24 protein-coding genes and 1 tRNA gene are annotated in these 24,995 nt (G+C 68.6%); 15 read left to right on the forward strand and 10 right to left on the reverse strand.

The window, feature by feature from the left end; all coding sequences use genetic code 11:
• Positions 1-236 precede the first annotated feature (236 nt).
• From AC0N04_RS07510 to AC0N04_RS07555, 10 genes are all read left to right on the forward strand, one after another.
• The gene (locus AC0N04_RS07510; protein WP_474280102.1) at positions 237-1,922 is read left to right on the forward strand and encodes a sigma 54-interacting transcriptional regulator; all 1,686 of its coding nucleotides are present in this window, start codon (positions 237-239) and stop codon (positions 1,920-1,922) included.
• Complete coding sequence (locus AC0N04_RS07515) at positions 1,922-2,653, forward strand: GntR family transcriptional regulator (RefSeq protein ID WP_474280104.1); 732 nt, start codon at positions 1,922-1,924, stop codon at positions 2,651-2,653. The genes AC0N04_RS07510 and AC0N04_RS07515 overlap by 1 nt, the downstream gene beginning before the upstream one ends.
• A gap of 41 nt (positions 2,654-2,694) precedes the next feature.
• The gene (locus AC0N04_RS07520) at positions 2,695-5,595 is read left to right on the forward strand and encodes an ATP-binding protein (RefSeq protein WP_474280106.1); all 2,901 of its coding nucleotides are present in this window, start codon (positions 2,695-2,697) and stop codon (positions 5,593-5,595) included.
• Entirely contained in the window at positions 5,592-6,212 is a 621-nt protein-coding gene (locus AC0N04_RS07525; RefSeq protein ID WP_474280108.1) for a response regulator transcription factor, read from the forward strand. The genes AC0N04_RS07520 and AC0N04_RS07525 overlap by 4 nt, the downstream gene beginning before the upstream one ends.
• Positions 6,213-6,339: 127 nt before the next feature.
• On the forward strand, positions 6,340-7,845 hold the full coding sequence (locus AC0N04_RS07530; RefSeq protein WP_474280110.1) for a ferritin family protein: 1,506 nt from the start codon (positions 6,340-6,342) through the stop codon (positions 7,843-7,845).
• A 24-nt stretch (positions 7,846-7,869) separates the two neighbouring features.
• Positions 7,870-8,130 carry a toluene-4-monooxygenase system B family protein gene (locus AC0N04_RS07535; RefSeq protein WP_474280112.1) on the forward strand — a complete coding sequence of 87 codons (261 nt, stop codon included), beginning with the start codon at positions 7,870-7,872 and terminating at the stop codon, positions 8,128-8,130.
• Positions 8,131-8,137: 7 nt separating this feature from the next.
• Positions 8,138-8,473 (forward strand): monooxygenase system ferredoxin subunit, encoded by a 336-nt coding sequence (locus AC0N04_RS07540; RefSeq protein WP_474280114.1) that lies wholly within the window; start codon positions 8,138-8,140, stop codon positions 8,471-8,473.
• Positions 8,474-8,493: 20 nt separating this feature from the next.
• On the forward strand, positions 8,494-8,808 hold the full coding sequence (locus AC0N04_RS07545; protein ID WP_474280117.1) for an MmoB/DmpM family protein: 315 nt from the start codon (positions 8,494-8,496) through the stop codon (positions 8,806-8,808).
• Between the two features lie 13 nt (positions 8,809-8,821).
• Positions 8,822-9,808, forward strand: a complete 987-nt coding sequence (locus AC0N04_RS07550) for an aromatic/alkene monooxygenase hydroxylase subunit beta (protein WP_474280119.1) — start codon at positions 8,822-8,824, stop codon at positions 9,806-9,808.
• 16 nt (positions 9,809-9,824) lie between these two features.
• Positions 9,825-10,844, forward strand: a complete 1,020-nt coding sequence (locus AC0N04_RS07555) for a 2Fe-2S iron-sulfur cluster-binding protein (protein ID WP_474280121.1) — start codon at positions 9,825-9,827, stop codon at positions 10,842-10,844.
• Positions 10,845-11,133: 289 nt separating this feature from the next.
• Here AC0N04_RS07555 and AC0N04_RS07560 read toward each other — a convergent pair whose 3' ends face one another.
• The 3 genes from AC0N04_RS07560 to AC0N04_RS07570 are packed head-to-tail and all read right to left on the reverse strand — an operon-like array spanning position 11,134 to position 12,601.
• Positions 11,134-11,775: a hypothetical protein gene (locus AC0N04_RS07560; protein WP_474280123.1), complete on the reverse strand. Its 642-nt coding sequence runs from the start codon at positions 11,773-11,775 to the stop codon at positions 11,134-11,136.
• Between the two features lie 8 nt (positions 11,776-11,783).
• The gene (locus tag AC0N04_RS07565; protein WP_474280125.1) at positions 11,784-12,008 is read right to left on the reverse strand and encodes a helix-turn-helix domain-containing protein; all 225 of its coding nucleotides are present in this window, start codon (positions 12,006-12,008) and stop codon (positions 11,784-11,786) included.
• An 8-nt stretch (positions 12,009-12,016) separates the two neighbouring features.
• Positions 12,017-12,601: a DUF2975 domain-containing protein gene (locus AC0N04_RS07570; RefSeq protein WP_474280127.1), complete on the reverse strand. Its 585-nt coding sequence runs from the start codon at positions 12,599-12,601 to the stop codon at positions 12,017-12,019.
• Positions 12,602-12,626: 25 nt separating this feature from the next.
• Between AC0N04_RS07570 and AC0N04_RS07575 the strand changes: the two genes are divergently transcribed.
• Entirely contained in the window at positions 12,627-13,235 is a 609-nt protein-coding gene (locus tag AC0N04_RS07575) for a hypothetical protein (RefSeq protein WP_474280129.1), read from the forward strand.
• A gap of 261 nt (positions 13,236-13,496) precedes the next feature.
• Here the strand turns inward: AC0N04_RS07575 and AC0N04_RS07580 are convergent.
• Positions 13,497-13,572: transfer RNA gene (locus AC0N04_RS07580), tRNA-Arg, on the reverse strand.
• Between the two features lie 192 nt (positions 13,573-13,764).
• Here AC0N04_RS07580 and AC0N04_RS07585 point away from each other — a divergent pair.
• On the forward strand, positions 13,765-14,331 hold the full coding sequence (locus AC0N04_RS07585) for a c-type cytochrome (RefSeq protein WP_474280131.1): 567 nt from the start codon (positions 13,765-13,767) through the stop codon (positions 14,329-14,331).
• 43 nt (positions 14,332-14,374) lie between these two features.
• On the opposite strand, the gene AC0N04_RS07590 is transcribed toward AC0N04_RS07585, so the two are convergent.
• The 5 genes from AC0N04_RS07590 to AC0N04_RS07610 form a co-directional block, all read right to left on the reverse strand.
• Complete coding sequence (locus AC0N04_RS07590; protein WP_474280133.1) at positions 14,375-14,914, reverse strand: DUF2946 family protein; 540 nt, start codon at positions 14,912-14,914, stop codon at positions 14,375-14,377.
• A gap of 9 nt (positions 14,915-14,923) precedes the next feature.
• The gene (locus AC0N04_RS07595; RefSeq protein WP_474280135.1) at positions 14,924-15,922 is read right to left on the reverse strand and encodes a YheT family hydrolase; all 999 of its coding nucleotides are present in this window, start codon (positions 15,920-15,922) and stop codon (positions 14,924-14,926) included.
• A gap of 8 nt (positions 15,923-15,930) precedes the next feature.
• Positions 15,931-16,383: a YybH family protein gene (locus AC0N04_RS07600; RefSeq protein WP_474280137.1), complete on the reverse strand. Its 453-nt coding sequence runs from the start codon at positions 16,381-16,383 to the stop codon at positions 15,931-15,933.
• Positions 16,384-16,423: 40 nt separating this feature from the next.
• Complete coding sequence (purU, locus tag AC0N04_RS07605) at positions 16,424-17,308, reverse strand: formyltetrahydrofolate deformylase (RefSeq protein ID WP_474280139.1); 885 nt, start codon at positions 17,306-17,308, stop codon at positions 16,424-16,426.
• 98 nt (positions 17,309-17,406) lie between these two features.
• A complete protein-coding gene (locus AC0N04_RS07610; protein ID WP_474280141.1) occupies positions 17,407-18,702 on the reverse strand; it encodes a type IV pili methyl-accepting chemotaxis transducer N-terminal domain-containing protein in 1,296 nt (431 codons plus the stop codon).
• Between the two features lie 306 nt (positions 18,703-19,008).
• On the opposite strand from AC0N04_RS07610, the gene AC0N04_RS07615 reads away from it, so the two are divergent.
• Complete coding sequence (locus tag AC0N04_RS07615) at positions 19,009-20,274, forward strand: MFS transporter (protein WP_474280143.1); 1,266 nt, start codon at positions 19,009-19,011, stop codon at positions 20,272-20,274.
• A gap of 39 nt (positions 20,275-20,313) precedes the next feature.
• Here AC0N04_RS07615 and AC0N04_RS07620 read toward each other — a convergent pair whose 3' ends face one another.
• Complete coding sequence (locus AC0N04_RS07620; RefSeq protein WP_474280145.1) at positions 20,314-22,032, reverse strand: bifunctional protein-serine/threonine kinase/phosphatase; 1,719 nt, start codon at positions 22,030-22,032, stop codon at positions 20,314-20,316.
• Positions 22,033-22,104: 72 nt separating this feature from the next.
• Here AC0N04_RS07620 and nirB point away from each other — a divergent pair, with 72 nt between their 5' ends.
• Both nirB and nirD read left to right on the forward strand, forming a co-directional pair.
• Positions 22,105-24,600, forward strand: a complete 2,496-nt coding sequence (gene nirB / locus AC0N04_RS07625) for a nitrite reductase large subunit NirB (RefSeq protein WP_474280147.1) — start codon at positions 22,105-22,107, stop codon at positions 24,598-24,600.
• Positions 24,597-24,980 carry a nitrite reductase small subunit NirD gene (nirD, locus tag AC0N04_RS07630; RefSeq protein WP_474280149.1) on the forward strand — a complete coding sequence of 128 codons (384 nt, stop codon included), beginning with the start codon at positions 24,597-24,599 and terminating at the stop codon, positions 24,978-24,980. Before nirB ends, nirD begins: the two co-directional genes overlap by 4 nt.
• The last annotated feature ends 15 nt before the right edge of the window (positions 24,981-24,995 follow it).

Here is a 24,995-nt window from a genome sequence, read left to right on the forward strand (position 1 = left end):
CGCGCGGTCTGAAATCTCGATATTCCTAGGGTATGTCCGGAGAATTCAGACCCGACAAGAGCGCCACGATGACGCCCATTCCGTGGAAACCCTCGACGCAGGATCGCTGGAAACAGCGCTTAATCCCGATTCAATTGATGATTTGATCAATCGTTCGCGCCTGATCTGTCGAAATGATCGATCCCTTCGCCAGAGCCTCGAACTGCTGCATCGCATCAATATCTCGATATTTGGCCATGAACCTCAACTACCCTCCCGATGCCGATCTGCGGCGCCTGCTGCGCTTTTCGCCAGACGAGGGCTCGATCTGGCTGGGTGAGCGGCGCATGGTCTTGCTGCACACCGCCTCGCTGGGAGCCCTGCGCCAAGAACTGGTGAACTCCATCGGCCCGGAGCAGGCGCGCCGTGTGCTCACCCGCATGGGTTTTGCCAGCGGCATGCGCGACGCCGAATTCGCCAAGCGCCTGCACGGCCGCGATTCGCTCGACGCCGCCTTCCTGGTGGGGCCGCAACTACACATGCTGGAAGGGGCAGCGCGCGTCACGCCGGAGGTGATGGAGTTCGACATGGCTGCGGGCACGTTCTACGGCGAGTTCCGGTGGGACCATTCCTGGGAGGCCCATGCCCACCGCGAAAAGATCGGCCCCGCCAAGGACCCTTCGTGCTGGACGCTGACCGGCTATGCCTCGGGCTACACCAGCGGCTTCATGGGCCGCACCATCCTGTTCAAGGAGGTGCTGTGCACGGCCTGCGGCGACGCTCATTGCCGCATCGTGGGGCGCCCTGCCGACGAGTGGCCGGACGGCGAGGCGCTGCGCCGGTATTTCGAAGCCGACTCGCTGCTCGAGAAAATGGAGAGTCTGAGCCAGCAGGTGGAGGCCCTGCGCTCCTCGCTCGAGCCGGCCGACGTGGGCAACCTGATCGGCAACGCGCCCACCTTCAAACGCGCACTCGACCTGCTGCGCAAGGCAGCCCCCACCCAGGTGAGCGTGCTGCTCACCGGTGAGACCGGCGTGGGCAAGGAGCGCTTTGCGCGCTCGCTGCATGAGCTCAGCGAACGCCGCGCCGCGCCCTTCGTGGCGGTGAACTGTGCTGCGCTGCCGGGCGAGCTGATCGAGGCCGAGCTCTTCGGCGTCGAGAAAGGCGCCTTCACCGGTGCCCACGCGGCCCGCGCCGGACGTTTCGAGCGAGCCGACGGCGGCACCCTGTTCCTGGACGAGGTGGGCGAGCTACCGCTGCCTGCGCAGGCCAAGCTGCTGCGCGCGCTGCAGGAGGGCGAGATCGAGCGGCTGGGCTCAGAGGCCTGCCGCAAGGTGAACGTACGCCTGATTGCCGCCACCAACGTGGACCTGGACGAGGCCGTCAAATCGGGCCGCTTCCGGCGCGACTTGCTGTACCGGCTGAACGTTTACCCCATCCGCATCCCGTCGCTGCGCGAGCGCCCCACCGATATCACCCCGCTGGCCCTGGCCATGCTCAGCCGCTTTGCCGCGCTGCACCAGAAGCGCATCGAAGGCATCGGTGAGCGTGCGCTGCAAGCCCTGCACCGGCATACCTGGCCGGGCAATGTGCGCGAGCTGGAGAACCTGATCGAGCGTGGAGTGATCCTGGCCGCGCAGGGCGGCTGGATCGAGGCCGGCGATCTGTTTCCCAATGCCCCCGATGAGGCCCACGCCGAGGTGACAGCCAGCGGCGAACTCGACACGCCCGGCACGCGTGCCCAGCAGGCCCTGTGCGAACAGGTGATGGCCTCGGGCCTGACGCTGGACGCGCTGGAGCAGCGATTGCTGGAAATGGCCGTGGTCCGGGCCCAGGGCAACCTGGCCGGGGCAGCGCGGGCGCTGGGCCTGACCCGACCGCAGCTGGCCTACCGGCTCAAGCGCCTGGCTGAGCCCGAGGCGTCCCAGCCAGGAGAAGCGTGATGCTGCACGCCCGGACCAAACTCACCACGACGGGCCATGGCGGCACGGCGCCGCGCACCCTGGTGGAGCGGGCCTACCTGGCCCTGCGACGGGACATTGTCCACGGCCTGCACCAGCCCAGCGATCGCCTGCGCGTGGAGCACCTCAAGGACCGCTACGGCGTGGGCGCGGGCACGCTGCGCGAAGCCCTGGCCTTGCTGGTGTCCGATGCGCTGGTGGTGGCCGAGGGGCAGCGTGGCTTCAGGGTCACGGCCATGTCGATGGCCGACCTGGAAGACGTCACCAGCACGCGCGTGATGATCGAGACCGAAGCCCTGCGCCAGTCCATCCGCCGCGGCGGAGCGAGCTGGGAGGAAGCGCTGCACCAGGCCTTCACCCGCCTGACCCGAAGCGAAGACCGTCTGCGCGGTGACGACCCTGGGGACTGGGAAATGGCCAACAAGGCCTTTCACGAAACCCTCATCAGCGCCTGCGATTCGGCCTGGAGCAAGTACATGCTGGGCATCCTCCACCGGCATTCCGAACGCTATCGCCACATCGCGCTGAAGATCGGCGCCACCGAAGCCGTGCACCGCGACGTGCACAAGGAACACACCGACATCTTCAACGCCGCCATGGCCCGACAGGAGGCGCGTGCCGCGTTGGCGCTCGAGTCACACATCCGGCTGACCTGCGATGTGCTCAAGGCCCACGAATGGAGTGGCCCCACCGTCGCCAGCGTGCTGGCCTAGGGGCCCGCCCAGTGGCGCTGGATCAGCCCGAGAGGCAGAGGGTGTCGAGCACCATCCAACACCGTCTGCGTGACGTAACGCTTCGAGCCAGTGACGATGTGCAAACACATCGCGGCAAGCTCGCCCGCATCGTGCTGGCCGAGATGTACCAGTTCATCGGCCTGTTGGATGCCAAGGGCACCACGCTCGAAATCAACCGGGCTGCACTCGAAGCGGCTGCCATCCGCCTCGAAGACATCCAGGGCAAACCCTTCTGGGAGGCGCGCTGGTGGGCCGTGTCGCGTGAGACGGTCGAGAACACGCGGCAACTCGTCGCGCGCGCCGGTGGTGGCGAGTTCGTGCGATGCGATGTCGAGGTCTTTGGCAAGGCGGCCGGCGAGGAGACCATCGTCATCGACTTCTCGCTGCTGCCGGTCAGGGACGACACCGGCAGCATCGTCTTCCTGCTCGCGGAAGGCCGCAACATCACCGAGAAGAAGCGCGCCGAGGCCGAGCTGGCCCGCAAGACCGAGGAGCTGCAGAACCTGCTCGACAAGCTGCGCCAGGCTGACCAGCTCAAGAGCGAATTCTTTGCCAACATCAGCCATGAGCTGCGCACACCATTGGCGTTGATCCTCGGACCGGCTGAGGCCCTGCTCTCAGGCGATGACAAGCTCACCCCCCTGCAACGCCGAGATTTGCATGTCATCCACCGCAATGCCGCCACGCTGCTCAACCACGTCAATGACCTGCTGGATCTCGCCACAATCGACGCAGGCAAGCTGGGGCTGAACCTTGCACGCCTCGACCTGGTGCGACTCGTCACCAGGGTTGCAGGCCAGTTCCACGCCATCGCCCCGCAACGCGGCGTGTCGTATGTGATCGACACGCCAGATGGCCTGCATGCAGAGATCGACCCGGAGAAGGTCGAGCGCGTGCTATTGAATCTGCTGTCCAACGCCTTTAAGTTCACCCCGGCTGGGGGGCGCGTGCGCGTGGCGTTAGAACAAGGCGAGGCCGATACCTTCTTGCTCAGCGTCCAAGACACCGGGCCTGGCGTTCCGGTTGACATGCGGCGCGCCATCTTCGAGCGCTTTCGTCAGGCCCAGACCGGCACCACGCGCGAAGCCGCCGGCACCGGACTGGGCTTGGCCATCGCCAAGGAACTGGTTGATCTGCACCAGGGGACCATCGTTGCCCTGGCCGCACCCGGCGGTGGCTCGCTGTTCCAGGTTGAACTGCCCTTGCGGGCGCCAGCCGGCGCTTATGTGCGCGAAATCGAGACGTCGTCGGAATCCGATGCCGATGAGGTCGTTGCAGAGGACATCGTCACGTGGCAGGGCCAGGCCGGGGCTGACGAGCAAGCGACGGCACCCAGCGATGGCCGGGCCACCATCCTGGTGGTAGAAGACAACCCCGACATGCGTCGCTTCGTCTCCAACGTGCTCGTGGGCGACTACCGCGTTGTGGCGGTGGAAGACGGTGAGCAGGCCCTGGCGCATGTGTTGGCGCACCCCCCTGACCTGGTGGTCACCGACCTGATGATGCCTCGGCTGGGGGGAGACCGCCTGGTGGCCGAAATGCGCAACCACCCAGCTCTGGTGCAGGTGCCGGTGCTGGTGCTGTCGGCCAAGGGCGACGAAGCCTTGCGCGCCCAGTTGCTGGCCGAATCGGTGCAGGACTATGTGACCAAGCCTTTCTCTCCCCATGAATTGCGGGCACGTGTACGCAACCTGCTGATGATGAAGCTGTCCCGCGACGCGATGCAGCATGAGCTGGCCACGCAGAACGAGGACTTGTCGCAATTGACTCGTCAGCTCATCGCCAACCGTCAGACGCTGCAACGCAGCATGGAAGCCTTGCAGGAATCCGAGCAGCGTTGGCGAGCGCTGTACGAGCACTCGCCGGTGGGCATTGCCCTGACCGACGCAGGCGGCCAGATCCGCAGAACCAATCCGGCCTTCCAGAACATGCTGGGTTACTCCGCCGAAGAGTTCCGCAATGGCTCCATGCTGAAGATCACACCGGAAGAAGATCACACGACGATGCAGGCGCGCATTGCCAAGCTGTTCTCTGGCGAGGTGCATGAATATCACCTGCAAAGGCGCTATCAGCACCGCAACGGCGGAGTGGTCTGGGCCAACACCAGCGTGTCGTTGATTCCCGCCACCCGCCGGACACCACGCATGCTGGTTCTGGTGGCCGAAGACATCACCGAACGCAAGCTGGCGGCAGAAGCCCTGGCCAAGACTCAGAACGAATTGGCCCGTGTGGCCCGGGCCTCCACCTTGGGCGAATTGGCCGCGTCGATCGCTCACGAGGTGAACCAACCCCTGGCGGCCGTGGTGGCCAACGGTCAGGCGGGTCTGCGCTGGTTGGCTGCGCAGCCGCCGAACTTGGCCGAAGTAGAAACGGCCGTGCAGCGCATCGTGCGTGATGGCAATCGAGCCGGACAGGTGATCGCGCGCATTCGCGGCTTCCTCAAGCGTCAGGAATTCCTGCCGGCGCCTGCGGATGTCGAGGAAGCCATGCTTGAGGTGATCGAGCTCGTGGGCGCCGAGGCCCGCGCCCAAGGCGTGTCGCTCCGCCACGTCCAGGCCATCGACCTGCCTGCGGTGCTGGCGGATCGCGTCCAGCTGCAACAAGTGCTGCTGAACCTGGTGATGAACGCCATGGAGGCGATGGGGGCCAGCGACGGGCCGCGGGTGATCGATCTCAGTGCTCGCGTGGTCGACGCGGAGCAGGCCGTGTGGATCGCCGTGCGCGATACCGGCCCGGGCATTGACCCGCTGGACCGCGACCGCATCTTCGATGCCTTCCACACCACCAAGCCGGACGGCACGGGCATGGGCCTGGCCATCAGTCGCTCGATCGTCGAATCGCACGGCGGCCGGATGTGGGCATCTCCAAACGACGACCGTGGCGAGACCTTCCACTTCACTTTACCCATCCCCCGGGCATGAAATCGATCGTCTTTGTGGTCGACGACGACCTCTCGGTGCGCGAGGCGCTGTGCAGCCTGATCCGATCGGTGGGTCTGGGGGTCGAGTCGTTCGCTTCGGCGAAAGAATTTCTGCAGTTCGATCGCCCGGACGCGCCGGCCTGCTTGGTGCTCGACGTGCGCATGCCGGGGCTGAGCGGTCTCGAACTACAGCGCGAACTGACGCGGATCGGGCAGCGTATTCCCATCATCTTCATCACCGGCCATGGCGACATCCCGATGACGGTGCATGCCATGAAGGCTGGCGCCATTGACTTCCTGCCCAAACCCTTTCGCGATCAGGACCTGCTGGACGTGATTGCGCACTCGCTCGAGCTGGACGGCACTGCGCGCCACCAGCGCGCCGAGCTGGCCGAGATCCAGGCACGCTACGACAAGTTGACGTCGCGTGAGCGCGAGGTGATCACCCGCATCGTGCGCGGCAAGCGCAACAAGCAGACTGCTGTCGAGCTGGGCATCACAGAAGTCACGGTCAAGGTCCATCGCCACAACATCATGGAGAAGATGGGCGCGCGCTCACTGCCGGCACTCATCGGCATGTTCGAGCAAGTCCACGCTGGTGACGGCGGCGCGGTCTAAACCAAAGTTCAATGGCGCACCGGAGAAGGTGCAATGGCGGGCCTGGCGGCCTCTCCCTATTCTTTGACCTGGGCCATCCGCCATGCGCGGTTCGGGGGCCCGAGCAAACCAAGAAGGAGACAAGGCCATGGCGCTGCTTGAACGCGCGGACTGGTACGACATTGCGCGTGCCACCAATTGGACACCGACGTACGTCGCCGAGTCCGAACTCTTTCCAGACGTGATGACCGGTGCCATGGGCGTACCGATGGCGTCCTGGGAGAGCTACGACGAGCCCTACAAGACCTCGTATTCCGAGTACGTGCGTATCCAGCGCGAGAAAGATGCTGGCGCGTACTCCGTCAAGGCCGCGCTGGAGCGCAGCCGCATGTTCGAGGACGCCGATCCGGGCTGGCTGTCGATCCTCAAGTCGCACTACGGCGCCATCGCGCTGGGCGAATACGCGGCCATGAGCGCAGAGGCGCGCATGGCCCGCTTCGGCCGTGCTCCGGGCATGCGCAACATGGCCACCTTCGGCCTGCTGGACGAGAACCGCCACGCCCAGCTGCAGCTGTACTTCCCGCACGACTACTGCCCCAAGGACCGGCAGTTCGACTGGGCACACAAGGCATATCACACCAATGAATGGGGCGCTATCGCTGCGCGCCACACCTTCGACGACCTGTTCCTGGGCCGCAGTGCCATCGAGATCGCGGTGATGCTGACCTTCGCGTTCGAGACCGGCTTCACCAACATGCAGTTCCTGGGTCTGGCCGCTGACGCCGCCGAGGCCGGAGACTTCACTTTCGCCAGCCTGATCTCCAGCATCCAGACCGACGAGTCGCGCCATGCCCAGATTGGCGGCCCGGCACTTCAGATCCTGATCGCCAACGGTCGCAAGGAAGAGGCGCAGAAGCTGGTGGACGTGGCCATCGCCCGCGCCTGGCGTTTGTTCAGCCTGCTCACCGGCTCGTCCATGGACTACTCGACGCCGCTGCACCACCGCAAGCAGTCGTTCAAGGAATTCATGCGCGAGTGGATCGTCGGCCAGTTCGAGCGCTCGCTGATCGACCTCGGCCTGGACCTGCCCTGGTATTGGGATCAGATGGTCAACGAGTTCGACTACCAGCACCACGCCTACCAGATGGGCCTGTGGTTCTGGCGGCCCACGCTGTGGTGGAACCCGGCCGCGGGCGTGACGCCGGACTGCCGCGACTGGTTGGAAGACAAGTACCCGGGCTGGAACGACAGCTTCGGCCAGGCCTGGGACGTGATCATCGACAACCTGGTGGCCGGCCGCAATGAGCTCACCGTGCCAGAGACGCTGCCCATCGTCTGCAACATGAGTCAGCTGCCGATCTGCGCGATCCCCGGCAAGGGCTGGAACGTCAAGGACTACCCCTTGACCTACAAGGGCCGTACCTACCACTTCAACTCCGAGATCGACCGCTGGGTGTTCCAGCAAGACCCGGTGCGCTACCGCGACCACCTGAGCTTGGTGGACCGCTTCCTGGCCGGCCAGATCCAGCCGCCCAACCTGATGGGTGCGTTGCAGTACATGGGGCTGGCCCCCGGCGAGATGGGCGACGACGCCCACCAGTACGCCTGGGTCGAGGCCTACCGCCAGCTGCGGCAAACACCTCGTGCAGCCTGACCACGCCACCGAAAGGAAGACGACATGGCCCTGTTTCCCCTGATCTCCAATTTCCAGTACGACTTTGTGCTGCAGCTGCTGCCGGTGGACACCGAGAACACGATGGACGAGGTAGCCGCCGCCGCGGCCCACCACTCGGTGGGCCGGCGCGTGGCACCCCGGCCCAACAAGGTCATCCGCGTGCGCCGCCAGGGCTCTGATGCCTTTTTTCCCCGCACTGCCAAGCTGAGCGAAACCGACGTCCAGCCGATGGAGTCGCTCGAGTTCATCTTCTGCGACGAGTGAGGCCGCGATGACATTTCAGAAGGCAGCCTCCGTGGATGACCTCTGGGAAGGCGAAATGATTGAAGTCGAGATCGGCGACCACGTGGTGGTGCTGGTCTGGCCGGAAGGCGGCGAATTGCGCGCCTTTCAGGGCGTCTGCCCGCACCAGGACATTGCCCTGGCCGAAGGCAAGTTTGACGGCAAGGTGTTGATGTGCCGCGCCCACCAGTGGACGTTTGACGCCAACACCGGCGCAGGCATCAACCCAGGCAACTGCAGGCTCGCCGAATACCCCGTCAAGGTGGATGGCGACGACATCTTGGTCGCCGTCGACGGCGTCGAGCCGCTGTTCGCCCATTCCTGACACCGAACAAGGATCGCACCATGAGCAACCCCAAGGCAGCCGAAGGCTACCGCAACAACCGCGTCGGGCCGGTGCTTCGTGCCAGCAGCATCACCGCGGGCGTCATCGAGGCAGCGCATGAAGACAACCCCGGCAAGGAGATCCGCGTCGACGACAAGCTGGCCTACGTGCGCATCGACACCGATGGCGAACTCATCCTTCGCCGCAAGACGCTGGAAGAGACGCTGGGCCGCCCGTTCAAGATGACCGAACTCGAGGTCAACCTCGGCTCGTTCGCCGGCCGCATCGAGACCACGGACGAGTACGTCCGCTTCTACTACGAACTGACGCTCTGACCAGGAGACACCCATGACGCAACCCGAAGTCCTCAAGCCGTTGAAGACCTGGAGCCATCTGGCCGGACGGCGCCGCAAGCCCAGCGAGTACGAGATCGTCTCGACCAACCTGCACTTCAGTACCGACAACCCCGATGCGCCGTTCGAGCTTGACCCCAACTTCCCGATGGCCAGTTGGTACAAGCAGCATCGCAACGCATCGCCGCTGAAGCACCCGGACTGGAACGCCTTTCGTGATCCGGACGAGATCGTCTACCGCACCTACAACATGCTGCAGGATGGGCAGGAGACCTATGTCTTCGGGCTGCTGAGCCAGTTCTCCGACCGCGGACACGACAGCATGCTGGAGCGCCCCTGGGCCGCCACGCTGGCTCGCCTGCACAGCCCGGCGCGCTACCTGTTCCACACACTGCAGATGGGCTCGGCCTACCTGACGCAGATCGCACCGTCGTCCACCATCTCCAACTGTGCCGCCTACCAGACCGCCGATTCTCTGCGCTGGCTGACACACACCGCGTACCGCACCAAAGAGCTTTCGCTGAGCTTTGCCGACCTGGGTTTCGGCACCAACGAGCGCAGCTTGTGGGAAGAGCACCCAGCTTGGCAGGGCTGGCGCAAGCTGGTCGAGCAGGCCCTGGTGGCCTGGGACTGGGCCGAGTCGTTCGTGGCCATGAACCTGGTGGTGCGTCCGGCCGTGGAAGAGGCCGTGCTGCGCGGTCTGGGACAGGCTGCCCGCCACAACAACGACACTTTGCTGGGCATGCTGACGGACGCGCAGCTGCAGGACGCCGAGCGCCACCGCCGCTGGTCTGCCGCGCTGGTCAAGATGGCGCTGGAGACGGAAGGAAACAGCGCAGTCATCAAGGGCTGGATCGCCAAGTGGGAGCCGCTGGCAGACGAAGCCATCGACGCCTATTGCATGGCCCTGCCGGACGTGCCGAACGCGGCAGCGGACGCCAAGGCCGCCACACGCAGGATCCGCAGCGCACTGGGCTTGTGAACGGGACGTTGTCCGAATGAGCCATCCGATTTACATCGACGGCAGCACCGTCGCCTTCGAGCAGGTGACTCCGGACACTGTCTTGCGCGCCGCGCTGCGCGCCGGCGTGGGCTTCCCTTACGAGTGCAATGCGGGCGGCTGCGGTGGCTGCAAGTTCGACATCGTCTCAGGCGAGGTCCAGGTGCTCTGGCCCGACGCACCTGGCCTGACCGAACGGGACCGCCGCAAGGGTCGGCAACTGGCCTGCCAGTGCGTTGCCACCAGCGCACTGGCCATCAAGGTGCACACGGCGGCGGAGTACGTGCCAGCCACCCGGCCTCGGCGCATTCAGGCCCGCCTTGTCGGCAGCACCGAGGTCACGCACGACATCCGTGAGTTCCGCTTCGAGACCGACGCCCCTGCCGAGTTCCTGCCTGGGCAGTACGCCAGCCTGACGCTGCCGGGCCTTGCCGCACCGCGCAGCTATTCCATGTCCAACCTGCCCAACGCCCAAGGGCGCTGGGAGTTCATGGTCCGCAAGCTGCCGGGCGGCAGGGCCACCGGTGTGCTGTTCGAGCAACTCGTTGCTGGCGACGCGATCGAGATCGACGGGCCCTTTGGCTTGGCGGGTCTGCGCGAGGACGCGCCGCGCGACATCGTTTGCGTGGCCGGAGGGTCGGGGCTGGCGCCGATGGTGTCCATCGCCCGCGGCGCCGCCGCCGCTGGGATCCTGTCCAGGCGCAAGCTGCATTTCTTCTATGGCGCACGCACCCCACGGGACGTCTGCGGCGATGCCTTCCTGCGCGAACTGTCCGGCTTTGGCACGGCGCTGAGGTTCCATCCGGTGGTGTCCGACCGCGCCAGCGCCGACGCCGCCAGGTGGGCGGGCGACCAGGGCTTTGTGCACGAGGCGCTGTCACGCGAGTTGGGCGCCAACCTGCCTCTGCACGAGTTCTACCTCGCCGGCCCACCGCCCATGACCCAAGCCATCCAGGAGCTGCTGATGGGCAAGCTGATGGTGCCCTATCAACAAGTCCACTTCGACCGCTTCTTCTGAACCGGTCCAGACAAGCACAAAACCCATTTTTTTCGAGGAGACGATACCGATGAAGACCCAGGTGAAGATCGCCACTCTGCTGGCGGTCAACCTGAGGGCGACCACCGCCGCCTCGGCCCAAACCTCGCCCTGGGCTGTGAAGCTGGGCCTGGCCCATGTCGAATAACGCTGCGCGGGCTGGCGCCGCGTTTCGACCCGAGCCCGGTGCCAGCGCGGTTCCGCGGTAGCGGTTGCCGCGATCGCAGCCGCCACACAGATCCAGGCGCCACGCGGCGCCAGGCCGGTGGCATCACCGTGCACAGGCGCCGGTCGCTGCGGCGTAGGCGAGGAAGGGCAGGCTCAGCAAACCCATGCCGCCTCCTGCATAGTCGCCCTTCGCGCAGTCGCCCTTCGCGCAGTCGCCCTTCAGCGCGGCCGCCTCGGCGTCGGACAGGCGCTGGGCGCCGCTGCGCGGGCTCGCGCCAGTAGCGGCATCGGCACGCTCGGACAGCAAAGGCGCTTGGGCGGCCGCTCTGATGGCCTTGCGCGTCGCCTCGGTGTCGAGCAATCGACGCGGCGGTGCACTGGCCGCCGATGCGGGCTGTTCAGCGGCCACGGCCCGCGGGAGTTCGGGCAGCTTGGGTGCGGGCTCGGTGGCGACGGCAATACCTTGGGTTTCGTGCCGGCGAGCGACTCGCTGGCCCCGGTCTGGCGGGGTTGGTGGCACGGGCTTGGAAGGCGCCGTCGGCGCGGCCGGCGTCTTGTCGGCCATGGCCGTCACGGGGGGCAACAAGCGCAGCCAGACCAAGGGTGAGGTGGTGACTGCGGGTGCGACTGGCAGTCGGGCGGGCGCCATCGTGCGCTGCCAACCCAGCAGCGCCAGCCCATGCGCCAGCAGCACCAGGGCGAGCAGCCCGGGCCGGCGTCGGCCATGCCACGGCGTCGGGCTCATTGCGGGGCTCAGGGCTCTGGCACGGCAGCATCGGGCACATATTCCAGCAGCTCACCAGGCTGGCATTGAAGCACCTTGCAGATGGCCTGCAGGGTGTCGAAGCGCACCCCGCGCACCTTGCCCGATTTCAGCAGCGAGATGTTCTGCTCGGTGATGCCCACCTGCTCGGCCAGATCGCGCGAGCGCATCTTGCGCCGCGCCAGCATCAGATCCAGGTGCACGACGATGGCCATGGCCGTGCTCAGACGAACTGACGGTTTTCTTCGGCTTCGCGCGCAGCTTCGGCCATCACCCGGGCGATGGCAATGAAGACCAGCGCCAGCAGCAGCACGGTGTAATCGGATGATCCCAGGCTCAACACCAGCATGCGCTGGCCGGGCGGGTTGTCCAGCGAGATGGCCACCGTGGCCAACGAACGCGAGACCGGCTCCACCACGGCCAACGCCAGCAGCCACCAACCGAAACGCCGCAGATGCAACAGCGCTGGGGCCCCGAACACCGCGCCGCGCCGGTACTGGCCGAACAGCGACCACACCTGCCACAGCACCGCCAGACCCACCGCGATGGGAGGCAATGAACTGAGTGCCAGGCGCCAGCGCACGGCAGAGGTGAACGGTCCCCGCAGCAAGTGCAGCAGGTTGTTGCCGTCCGGCCCCAACCAGCTTTGCTGAACGCTCAGTGGCGTGATGGCCAATAGCAGCGGCCAAGCCAACAAGACCAGCGCCCCGAGCGCCACCAAGGCCTGGACGGCGGTGGACAAGCGGTGCAGGCGGCGAGCCAGCGCGTGCTGGGGCTCGGAGGCCGACGAAGGACTTGCGATGTGCATGATGTTTACTGTAAAACAGTAATTTATGAACGTCAAACAACTATTGTTGAGTCGATACCTGGGGTGTGCCGGCCTGCTGATCCTCGCCGGCTGCAGCCAGATTCCATTGCGATCGCTGTGGGTCTTGCGCCATCTCGACCTGGCCACCCTCGATGTAGCGCAGGTGCGCGTGCTGGCCGCCTTGCCCGTCGCGGCGCAAACGCCCCGCGACGCGCTGCAGGTGGACGTGAAGATCGCCCGGGGCAACGGCTCCGCCGAGATCCTGACCGAGACCCTGACCCTGCGTCCCGACGCCGCAGCGCTGCCGGCCCAGCGGCCTGCCGCGTCCGAACCCGGCGTCCACTGGGTCGCGCTGACTTTCGACGCCGATGAGCAACAGCGATGGCAAGCCTTGCGTCAGCGGGCGGCCGCCTGGAAGGCTGCCGATGGGCCGTCGGTGAAACGGCAACTGACGCTGTCCTTGCATCCGCATTTGTGCACCCGCGGCGCGCGCTCGCTTTCTATGGCGGACCTGAGAATCAGTGCCTGGCTGCGCTGGCAGGCCGGGCAGGACGATGTGCCCTTGATCGACCACGCCAAGTGGGTCGATCTCGATGACGAACTGGTACGTCAGGGTGTGCCGGCATGTGCCTGAGCTAAGGCGTGCTCTGGTTGGATGTGGCCGTAGGCAATCCTCGGGCTACATCCTGGAACCAGTAGCCTTCGAAAAGCCATGAAGATCGCTCGGGCCTCAGGCTTCCACACCCAACAAAAAAAGCCTCCTTTCGGAGGCTTTCTGCTCTCTGCGCGACTGTTGTACCAAAGATTGGCCGATTGAAGAATCTAGCTAACTCTGTCAATCCGGCCAACTTATGGGTCAAGTCATAGCACGCGATGGCCGTCTGGCGGCGGCGGATGGTGCGCCCGGCTGGGATCGAACCAGCAACCCCTGGCTTCGGAGGCCAGTACTCTATCCATTGAGCTACGGGCGCACTGCGGAGAGAGGCGGATTCTAGCAGTGGCGGGCCCGGTCGGCGGGCCGGGGGGTGCACGCGGCTATAATTCATGGGTTTTGGTCAGCCGCTCCGGCTGTGCCTTCGCGGTGCCCGAGCAGGGCGCCACATTGCCGTCCCGGGCGGCCTTTGCCGGCTGCCTCATCTTCACGCCCCGCGACCGAGGATCCCATGAGCGACGCTCAAGACCAAGCACACGACGCCCCCCACGAAGGCCCGATCAAGACGCCCAAGCAGCTGGTTGCCGCCGTGCTGGCGTCGTTCCTGATTCCGATCATCGGCATCGTGCTGCTGATCAATTTCGTGTCGCACGGCAACAAGACCGCGGCCGGCACCGATGCGCTGGACGAGCAGGCCACCGCCGCGCGCATCCAGCCGATCGGCGCGATCGAGATCAAGGCCGCCGGCGGCGGCGAGGCCCGTACCGGCGAGCAGGTGTTCCAGGCCCAGTGCGGTGCCTGCCACGCCGTGGGCGCGCTCGGTTCGCCGAAGTTCGGCGACGCGGCGGCCTGGGGCCCGCGCATCGCCAAGGGCTTCGATGCGCTCTACCAGTCGGCACTGCATGGCAAGAACAACATGCCGGCGCAGAGCGGGGGCGATGCCTCGGATTACGAGATCGCCCGGGCCCTGGTCTACATGGCCAACCACGGCGGCGCGCATTTCGACGAGCCCAAGCCGCCTGCGGGGGCGGCCAGCGGCGCCGATGCCGGCGCGAGCGCCGCCAGCGCAGCGCAATAAGGCGCCTGCAGCGTTCGGAAAGCCGCCCACCGGGCGGCTTTTTTCATTCCGGCGCGGGGACGAGCCGGTAGCCGAAGCGCGCCGGCATCTCGGCGAACGGCAGTTCGCGCAGCGGCCACCGGCCGGCTTCGATCGCGTCGGCGGCCAGGCCCGTGTCCAGCGTGTGGACCAGGCCGAAGCCGAGATCGGTGTCCAGGAACAGGCGGCCCTGTTCGTCCAGCCAGGCCTGGACGGGCGTGGCCGGGCGGCCGCTGTGGCTGTGCACGGCCAGCTCGCCGGCCTGGCCAGCGTCCGGCGCCTGCAGCCGCCAGATCCAGGGCGCGGCTTCCAGCGTCACGTAGACCCGCTGCGGCCCGTTCTGGAAGAACCAGGCGCCGCGGGCGTCGGCCTCGTAGTTGCGGTGGATGAACTCGCGCAGCTTGTCGTGGCGGATGACGCTGCCCTTGACCTGCGGGAACGGGCCGGCGGCCTGCGCCCGCTCGTCGCGCATGTACCACTCGCCGCGCGCGTCCAGCGCCAGCCAGCCGTGGCAGTTCGGCACGTGGGGCCACTTGGCGATCGCGGCGCGGACGATCTCATCCATCGCGCAAGACTACCCGAGTTCGGGGGCCGGCGGTGCGGCCCCGCCGGCCTGCTCCAGCCAGGCCATCACCGCCTGCGGCATGGTCTGCACATGGCCGGGGAAGCGGCCGGCCGGAAAGCCGACGTGGCCGCCGTGCCGGGGCTGCCACAGCGTGACCCCGCGGCCCACCTCGCGCACGCCGGGCAGGCTGGCGGCCGGCACGAAGGGGTCGTTGACGGCGTTGAGCAGCAGGGCCGGCACGCGGATGCGGGCCAGGTGCGGCTTGGCCGAGGCGCGCTGCCAGTAGTCGTCGGTGTTGCGGAAGCCGTGCAGCGGCGCGGTGAACAGGTTGTCGAACTCGTACAGGTCGCGGGCGGCGAGCATGCGCTGGCGGTCGAACAGGCCCGGATGCTGGGCCAGCTTGGCCAGCGCCTTGGGCTTCATCGAGCGCAGGAACATGCGGGTGTAGACCTGCCGGTTGAAGCCGCGCCCGATCGCGTGGCCGCCGGCCGCCAGGTCGATCGGCGAACACACGGCGGCGACGGCGCTGGCGGTGGCGCCGGCCTGCTCGCCCGCCTCCTCGGCCCAGCGCAGCAAGGCGTTGCCGCCGAGCGAGATGCCGACCACCCGCAGCGGCGCGGCGGCGCGTCGGCGCAGTCGATCCAGGATCCAGCCGATCTCCTCGAAATCGCCCGAGTGGTAGGCCCGCGGCGCCAGGTTCAGCTCGCCCGAACAGCCCCTGAAATGCGGCACCGCGTAGTGGTGGTCGTGGCGCTCGGCGACCTCGGCAAAGGCCTGCGCGTACTGGCTGGACGACGAGCCCTCCAGGCCGTGGAACAGCACCAGCCAGGGCGCGTCGGGCCGGGCCGCGGGGCGCAGGTCGACGTCGATGAAATCGCCATCCGGCGTGGTCCAGCGCTCGCGCTGGAAGACCGGCGCGGGTCCGTCGGTGCGCCGGGCGTAGAGCGCCGGCCAGATCGTCTGCGCATGGCCGCCGGGCAGCCAGCGCGGCGCGCGAAAGGACTCCATCCCCGCGCTCAATGCAGCACGGACGGCGTCTCGCTCGGCTCGGCCGGCTCGCTGGGGCCGCCGGGGCTGGCGTGGTGGGCGACCATGCGCCAGCCCAGCGCCGTCTTCAGGTAGACGTTGGTGGCCACCACATAGCCCACGCGCGGGCCTTCGGCGGTGCGCACCTCCACCTTCTCGATCACGCTGTGCACCGCGTGGCCCAGCAGGTGGATGCGGCGCACGTGGTCGGGCTGCACCGCCACGCCGCCATGGCCGAACACCGCCTCGAAGGCGGCGCGCACCGCCGCGGCACCCACCAGCCGCGGGCCGCCGGGATGGACGCAGATCACCTCTTCGTCCTCGGCCCAGACGGCCATCAGCTTGTCGAGATCGGCCTCGCGCATGGCCTCGTAGAACTGCTGCTCGACGTCGTCGGGCGAGGCCATCAGCGCCGCGGTCTGGGCTTTCTTGAGGCGGGGCATGGGGCGTTCTCGGGTGGGTTCGGAGGGACGGGGCGGCGGCTCAGCGGAACACGACCGACTTGTGGCCGTTGATCAGCACCCGGTGCTCCACGTGCCAGCGCACCGCGCGCGCCAGCACCACGCATTCCACGTCGCGGCCGACGGCAGTCAGGTCCTCGGCCGACAGCGAATGATCGACCCGGGCCACGTCCTGCTCGATGATCGGGCCTTCGTCCAGGTCCGGCGTGACGTAATGCGCCGTGGCGCCGATCAGCTTGACGCCGCGCGCATGGGCCTGGAAATACGGCCGCGCGCCCTTGAAGCTGGGCAGGAAGCTGTGGTGGATGTTGATCGCCCGGCCGCGCAGGCGCTCGCAGAACGCGGGCGACAGGATCTGCATGTAGCGGGCGAGCACGACCAGGTCGACGCGCTCGGCGTCGATCAGGGCCTCGATCTGCGCTTCCTGCGTGCGCTTGGCGGCGGCGTCGGCGCCGGCGGCCAGCGGCAGGTGGTGGAAGGGCAGGCCGTAGCTGTCGGCCAGCGCGGCGAAGCTCGGGTGGTTCGAGACGATGGCCGGGATGTCCACCGCCAGCTGGCCGCTCTTCCAGCGGAACAGCAGGTCGTTCAGGCAATGGCCGTGCTGGCTGACCATCAGCAGCACGCGCGGGCGCTGGCTGGCGGCGTGAAAGCGCGCCTCCATGCCGAACTGCTCGCGCACGTGGCCGAACAGTTTGTCCAGCGTCGCCACCTCGGCGAGCTGCGGTGGCGCCTCGAAATGCACGCGCATGAAGAACAGGCCGGTGGCGTCGTCGCCCAGCACGTCGCCGAACTGCTGCGAGTCGAGGATGTTGCAGCCCGCCTGGTACAGCAGCCCCGAGACGTTGTGGACGATGCCCTTGGTGTCGCGGCACGACAGGGTCAGGATGAATTCTTGGGGACGGGGCATGATGGCTGCGGTGCATCGGCGGACGCGGGTGCGGCGCCGTTGGACGCACGATTGTAAGGAGCGTCCGCCTGGCAGCGCAGCGGGGCCGCGCCAGCGGATCAGGCCATGATGACCTGCAGGCTGTGCTCGTAGCGGTCGGTCAGGCGATCGAACAGCCCGAGCAGCGCGTCGCTGGAGCGCGCCAGCAGCGCCCGGCCTTCGCTGCCGTCGGCGCCGCGAAGGCCGCGCAGCAGGCGCAGCCATTCGTCGCGCGCGGCCGCCAGCGTGTCGCGGATCTCGGCACTGGACAGTGGCGCCTGCTCCAGTTCGAGCAGCGCGGCCTCGAAGGCCTCCATCAGCGGCACCAGGGCTTGCTGGCGCGCCGGCTCGCCCAGCAGCACGGCCAGCAGCGCCTCCTTGGCCAGGCGCTGCACCCGCATGCGCTGGCGCCCGCACAGGTTGACGATGCGCAGCGCACGCCGGCCAGCGCCGGCCTCCAGCGCGTCGGTCAGTTGTTCGGCGGCGCCGAGCAGGGCCGCCGCCTGCCGATCCGCCTCGGCCAGCGAGGCCAGCGTCGGCCGCGGGCCCAGCCCGGCGCGCAGCGCCTGCCAGGCGGCGTCGACGGCGCGCCACGCGTCGTGCAAGGGCGCCGCCGCCGGCGCCAGCAGCGGCAGCGCCGCCAGATGGCTCAGGTTCTCCTGGGTGCGCGCCAGGGCCTCGTCCTGCAGGCTGCGGGCCCGGCGCGCCTCCACCTGGGCCAGGCGCTGCGCGGCCAGCTTCACGATGCGCTGCGACAGCATGCGCAACTGGCCGGCGCGGTTGATGGCGTCGGCCCACTGCGCCATCTCGATCACCGAGCGGGAGATCTCGCCGACGCGCAGGTTGGCGTGCATGGAGGCGCTGCGCAGCAGGCGGAAGGCGTCGTCCTCGCCGATGCCGCGGGCGCTCATCAGCACCCCCTTGGCCCGATCGACCCACTTGCGCTCGTCCAGCTCGCCGCGCGCGCGGACCAGGTCCTGGCGCAGCGCCTGGTCGTGGCGCCAGCGGGCGCGATCCAACGCCAGCGCGGTCGCCAGTTCGGCTGGATGGGCCAGCAGACGGGCGGGCCACCAGCCGGCCAGACCCCGGGCCAGCCAAGCCACCAGGGCCTCGGCGTCCGGCGCATCGGCCACCAGGCTGACCGGACCGGGGGGCACGCCGGCCGGGTCGGCCAGCAGGTCGCCGACCCGGGCCAGGGCCTGCGGCCCGACGATCACGACCTGTCGCGGTGCGTTGCCCCCCGCTTCGGCACCAATTTGAGGCTGCCACGCCGCGGCGTCGGTGCCGGCTTCGCCCGCCAGGCCGGCGACGGCCAGCGCCTGCAGCGCCCGCTGGGCGGCGGCGGGGTCCGAGGAAAGCACGAGCAGCGGCGGCATGGTGCCCGGGGGATCGCAAGATCGCGGCCAGCCCCGGATCGCCGCCGCCGCGAATCCGGGCACACGACTTGCGTCAGGCTTGGCGCGGTGTAACGACGCACCGCTTCCGATCAGGTTCCTGACGCCCGGCTGGCGGCCCGACACCCGCTGCATGCGCTTGCGGCTGCGCCCGCGTCACGTTCCACCCCCTTTCATCGAGGGCCTGGTCTGGCCCCCGATCCCCCGACTGTCCGTTCCTGGCCGGTCCGCACGCTGCGGATCGGGGGCCAGGCCTTTGCCGTTTCCTCACTCGCTGCCATCAACGCCATGAACTCCTTCCGCACCTTCCTGCGCGCCGGCCATGCCCCCACGCTGTTCGCCGCGTTCTTCTACCTGACGTACTCGTTCGTCATCTGGGTGCTGAACGGCGCGATGGCGCCGTTCATCAGCGAGACCTTCCACCTCACCGCCGCGCAGAAGGGCACGATGCTGTCGATTCCCATCGTGGCCGGCGCGCTGATGCGCTTCCCGCTCGGGCTGCTGGCGCAGTACGTGGGGCGCAAGACGGCCACGCTGGTGGAGCTGAGCCTGATCGCCGTCGCGATGGCCTTCGGCTACTTCTTCGTCCACAGCTTCGACGACATGCTGAAGATGGCGCTGCTGCTGGGGGTGGCCGGCGCCAGCTTCGGCGTGGCCATGTCGCTGGGCTCGGGCTGGTTCCCGCCGCAGTACAAGGGGCTGGCGATGGGCCTGGTGGGCGCCGGCAACGGCGGCACCGCCATCGCCGCGCTGATCGCGCCGCCGCTGGCGCAGCACTTCGGCTGGCAGACGGTGTACGGCTTTGCCGCGCTGTCGGCGCTGCTGCCGATGCTGGTGGTGGGCCTGATGGCCAAGGAGCCGCCCGACCGCGACGCGCACGCCAGCCTGCGCGAGCACCTGGCCTGCCTGATGGAGAAGGACGGCTGGGTGCTGAGCCTGATCTACGTGGTCACCTTCGGCGGCTTCATCGGCATCACCACCTTCCTGCCGACCTACTACTACGACCAGTTCTCGGTCAGCAAGGTGCAGGCCGGCCAGTTGACCATGCTGGCGGCGCTGATGGGCTCGGTGGTGCGCGTGGCCGGCGGCTGGATCTCCGACCGCTGGGGCGGCGTCAACACGCTGACCGTGGTGCTGGCGGTGGTGGCGCTGGCGCTGGTCGGCGTGGGCCTGTCGTCCGGCTCGGTCGTGATGACCACGCTGCTGCTGATCCTCTGCTTCGCCGCGCTGGGCGCGGGCAACGGCGCGCTGTTCCAGCTGGTGCCGCTGCGCTGGCCCAGCACGACCGCGGTGGCCGGATCAATGATCGGCGAGATCGGCGCGCTGGGCGGCGGCCTGGTGCCGGCGCTGATGGGCCAGTCCAAGCAGAACTCCGGCAGCTTCCTGACCGGTTTCGTGGTGCTGGCGGTGTTCTCGCTGCTGATGCTGGTCGTGATGCGCAAGATGCAGGTCCGCTGGACCCGCACCTGGGCCGAGAAGGGCGGCCGGGCCCGCACGGTCGCGGCCCTGTCGCCGAGCCCGGTGCGCGTGCAGGGCGTGCGGCGCGTCGGCTGAGGGGTTTCGTCGATGACCGCGCACCCCGCCCCGGCCGCCTCAGTGCGGCAGGAACAGCAGCCACAGCACCAGCAGCAGGTTGAGCATCAGCGACAGCCCCAGGCCCAGCTTGAGCAGCGCGGCCGGGTCGCGCCGGAGCAGCGGCGTGGCGCCGGGCGCGGGCAAGGGCCGCGACGCGCCGCGCTCCAGCGCCAGCAGCAACTCCTCGGCGGTCTCGAAGCGCTGCGCGCCGGTGCGTGCGATGGCCTTGGCCAGCACGTGGTCCAGCCAGATCGGCAGGTCCGGCCGCAGCCGCGAGGCGGGTACCGGGTCGCGGCGGTAGCGGGCGGTCTGCCAGGGCTCGATCTCGCCATAGGGCAGCCGGCCGGTGAGCCACTGGTACAGGGTCACGCCCAGCGCGAACAGGTCGCTGCCGGCGTCGGCGCGGCCCCCCTCGTCCCATTGCTCGGGGTTCATGTAGCTGGGCGTGCCGGCGTGCAGGTCGCGCTGGGCGGCGCTTTCGCGGCCGCTCACCGCCACGCCCAGGTCGAGGATGCGCCAGACGCCGTCGTCGCCCAGGTGCAGGTTGCCGGGCTTGATGTCGCGGTGGACCACGCCGTGGCAGTGCAAGCGGCCGAGCGCGCGGCTGCAGTCCAGCGCCGCCGCGAGCACCTCCGCCACGGCCGGGCGCGGGCCGCCCGCCATCATCTGCTCCAGCGTGCGGCCGGGGTGCCAGTCGAACACCGTGTAGAGCGCGCTGGCGTCGGGCCGGCGTTCGTGCACCCGCACGAAGCCGCGCTCGCCGCGCGCGGTCACGCGCTGGCCCAGCCAGGCCTCGTGGGCCAGCATCGCGCGCTCCTCGGGATCGCTGGCGCGCGAGGGGTGCAGCGTCTTCAGCGCCACCAGCCCGCGGCCCTGCGGCTCGCGCGCCTGGTAGAGCAGGTGCACGCCGGTGTCGGCCACCCGCGCGGTGATGGTGTGGCCGTCCAGCACCTCGCCCACCGCCAGCAGCGGCGGCACGGGCAGGCGCTTCACGTCGCCCAGCTCGTCGTGCAGCTGGCGCGCGTCCAGCCCGGTCACGCGGATCACCAGCGCGGTCGCGTTGTCGTGGCCGCCGGCGTCCAGCGCCGCCTGCACCAGCGCGTCGCTGGCCTGCTGGGCGCTGCCGGCGCGGGCCAGCTCGGCCAGGCGGGCGGGCTTGAGCCGGCCGTGCACGCCGTCGCTGGTCAGCACGAAGCAGTCGCCGGCGCGGGCCTCGCCCTGCGCGAAGTCCAGGCGCACCAGGTCGTCCAGGCCGACGGCGCGCGTCAGCCGGCTGCGCTGGTCCGGATGGTCGAACGCATGGTCCTGGCTGAGCTGGCTCAGCTCGGTGCCTTGCGGGCCGTCGCGCAGCAGCCAGGCGCGCGTGTCGCCCACATGGGCCAGCGTCCAGGTCTGGCCCTGCAGCGCCAGCGCGGTGAGCGTGGTGAGCGCCGCACCGCCGCCGTTGCGGCGCCGGTTGTGGTCGGCCAGCCAGGCGTTCTGGGCGCCGATCAGGCGGTCCAGCACCACCGTGGTCTCCCAGGTGGCGGGCGTGGCGAAGAAGTCGCCCAGCAGGCCCATCACCGTGGTCTGCGCCGCCTCCAGACCCAGGCCGCCGCCGGAGACGCCATCGGCCACCGCGGCGATCAGGCCGCGCGAGGCCTCGGCGGCGGCGGCGCGCACGGCGCCGCCGAAGTCCTCGTTCAACGCCCTTGGGCCGCGCTGGCTGCTGTAGCCGATCTCGACGTCGAAGCTCATCGCGCGATTGTCACCGTGCGCGCCGCCGGCCGCGCCTGCCCTTCCTGAATCGCCCCGAAAGGACCCCGCACCATGAAGAAGATGAAGCTCGTGATGATCGGCAACGGCATGGCCGGCGTGCGCACGCTCGAAGAGCTGCTGAAGATCGCGCCCGACCTGTACGACATCACCGTGTTCGGCGCCGAGCCGCACCCGAACTACAACCGCATCCTGCTGTCGCCGGTGCTGGCCGGCGAGCAGACGATGGACGAGATCGTCCTGAACCCGCTGAGCTGGTACGCCGAGCACGGCATCACGCTGCACCTGGGCCGGACGGTGACGACCATCGACCGCGTCCGGCGCAAGGTGACGGCGGAGGACGGCACCGAGGCCGGGTACGACCGGCTGCTGATCGCCACCGGCTCGGTGCCGTTCATCCTGCCGGTGCCGGGCAAGGACCTGGACGGCGTGATCGCCTACCGCGACATCGCCGACACCCAGACGATGATAGAGACCGCCAAGACCCACCGGCACGCGGTGGTGATCGGCGGCGGGTTGCTGGGCCTGGAGGCCGCCAACGGGTTGATGCTGCGCGGCATGCAGGTCAGCGTGGTCCACCTCGCCGACTGGCTGATGGAGCGCCAGCTCGACGACGTGGCCGGCGGCCTGCTGGCCCAGTCGCTGCGCGCGCGCGGCCTGCAGTTCGAGCTGGGTGCGCAGACCGCCGCGCTGCTGGGCAACGCGCAGGGGCGGGTCCGCGCGGTGGCGTTCAAGGACGGCCGCGAGATCCCCGCCGACCTGGTGGTGATGGCCGCCGGCATCCGCCCCAACACCGCGCTGGCCGAGCGCGCCGGCCTGCTGGTCAACCGCGGCATCGTGGTCAGCGACACGATGCAGACGGTGACCGACCCGCGCGTCTACTCGGTCGGCGAGTGCGCCGCCCACCGCGGCGTTGCCTACGGTCTGGTGGCGCCGCTGTTCGAGCAGGGCAAGGTCTGCGCGACGCACCTGGCGCAGTTCGGCATCGGCCGCTACACCGGCTCGCAGACCAGCACCAAGCTCAAGGTGACCGGCATCGACCTGTTCTCCTGCGGCAATTTCATGGGCGCGTCATCCGGGCGTCCGGAGGACGCGGGCACCGAGGAGATCGTGCTGTCCGACCCGATGGGCGGCGTCTACAAGAAGCTGGTGCTCAAGGACGACAAGCTGGTCGGCGCCTGCCTGTACGGCGACACCGTGGACGGCAGCTGGTACTTCAAGCTGCTGCGCGAAGGCCGCACCGTGCACGACATCCGCGACAAGCTGATGTTCGGCCAACATTTCACAACGTCCAACATCGGCGACGTCGGCCACCAGGGCCACAACAAGGCCGCCGCGATGGCCGACAGCGACGAGGTCTGCGGCTGCAACGGCGTCACCAAGGGCAGCATCTGCAAGGCCATCAAGGACAAGGGCCTGTTCACGCTCGAGGAAGTGCGCAAGCACACCAAGGCCAGCGCGTCGTGCGGCTCGTGCACCGGGCTGGTCGAGCAGCTGCTGATGTTCACCGCCGGCGGCGACTACTCGGCCACGCCCAAGAAGAAGGCGATCTGCGGCTGCACCGAGCTGAGCCACCAGGACGTGCGCGACGCGATCGTCAAGGAGCACCTGACCTCGATGGCGGCGGTGCACGACACGCTGGGCTGGAAGACGCCCGATGGCTGCGCCAGCTGCCGCCCGGCGATCAACTACTACCTGATCAGCACCTGGCCCAAGGAGGCCCGGGACGATCCGCAAAGCCGCTTCATCAACGAGCGCTCGCACGCCAACATCCAGAAGGACGGCACCTACTCGGTGATCCCGCGCATGTGGGGCGGCGAGACCACCGCCGACGAGCTGCGCCGCATCGCCGACGCGGTGGACAAGTACCGGATCCCCACCGTCAAGGTCACCGGCGGTCAGCGCATCGACCTGCTGGGTGTGAAGAAGGAGGACCTGGTCAACGTCTGGAAGGACATCGGCATGCCCAGCGGCCACGCCTACGCCAAGGCGCTGCGCACCGTGAAGACCTGCGTCGGCTCCGAGTGGTGCCGCATGGGCACGCAGGACAGCACCCAGATGGGCAAGGACCTGGAGCGCGCGATGTGGCGGATGTACGCGCCGCACAAGGTCAAGTTCGCGGTCAGCGGCTGCCCGCGCAACTGCGCCGAGGCCGGCATCAAGGACGTCGGCATCATCGGCGTCGACAGCGGCTGGGAGATGTACGTGGCCGGCAACGGCGGCATCAAGACCGAGGTCGCGCACTTCTTCACCAAGCTGAAGACGGCCGAGGAGGTGCTGGAGTACACCGGCGCCTTCATGCAGCTCTACCGCAAGGAAGGCTGGTACCTGGAGCGCACGGTGCATTACGTCAGCCGCGTCGGGCTGGACCACGTCAAGGCCCGCATCCTCGACGACGCCGAGGGCCGCAAGGCGCTGTGGGCCGAACTGCAGTTCGCGCTCGACGGCGAGCCCGACCCCTGGTTCGAGTTCGACAAGGCGCGCGTGGACACGCGCCAGTTCATCCCCATCGCGGTCGCCGCCGCCCCCGCCGAGAGCACCCTGTCATGACCACCTGGACCCCCATCTGCCAGCTCGACGACATCCCGCCGCTGGGCTCGCGCCGCGTGGCCAGGCCGCAGGGCGCGGCGGTGGCGATCTTCCGCACCGCCAGCGACCGGGTCTTCGCGCTGCTCGATCGCTGCCCGCACAAGGGCGGTCCGCTGAGCCAGGGCATCGTCTTCGGCGAGAGCGTGGCCTGCCCGCTGCACAACTGGAGCATCGGCCTGTGCGACGGCGTGGCCGCCGCGCCCGACGTGGGCTGCACGCCCCGCTTCGCGGTGCGGCTGGCGGACGGCCAGGTCTCGCTCGACGCCCACGAGCTGGCCACGCTGGGCGTGGATCTTCCGCTGCCGGTGGCCGGCCCCGCCCGGCGCGGCTGCGCCGCCTGAACTCCCGACGCGGAC

This window comes from Ideonella sp. sgz306126, assembly GCF_056032705.1.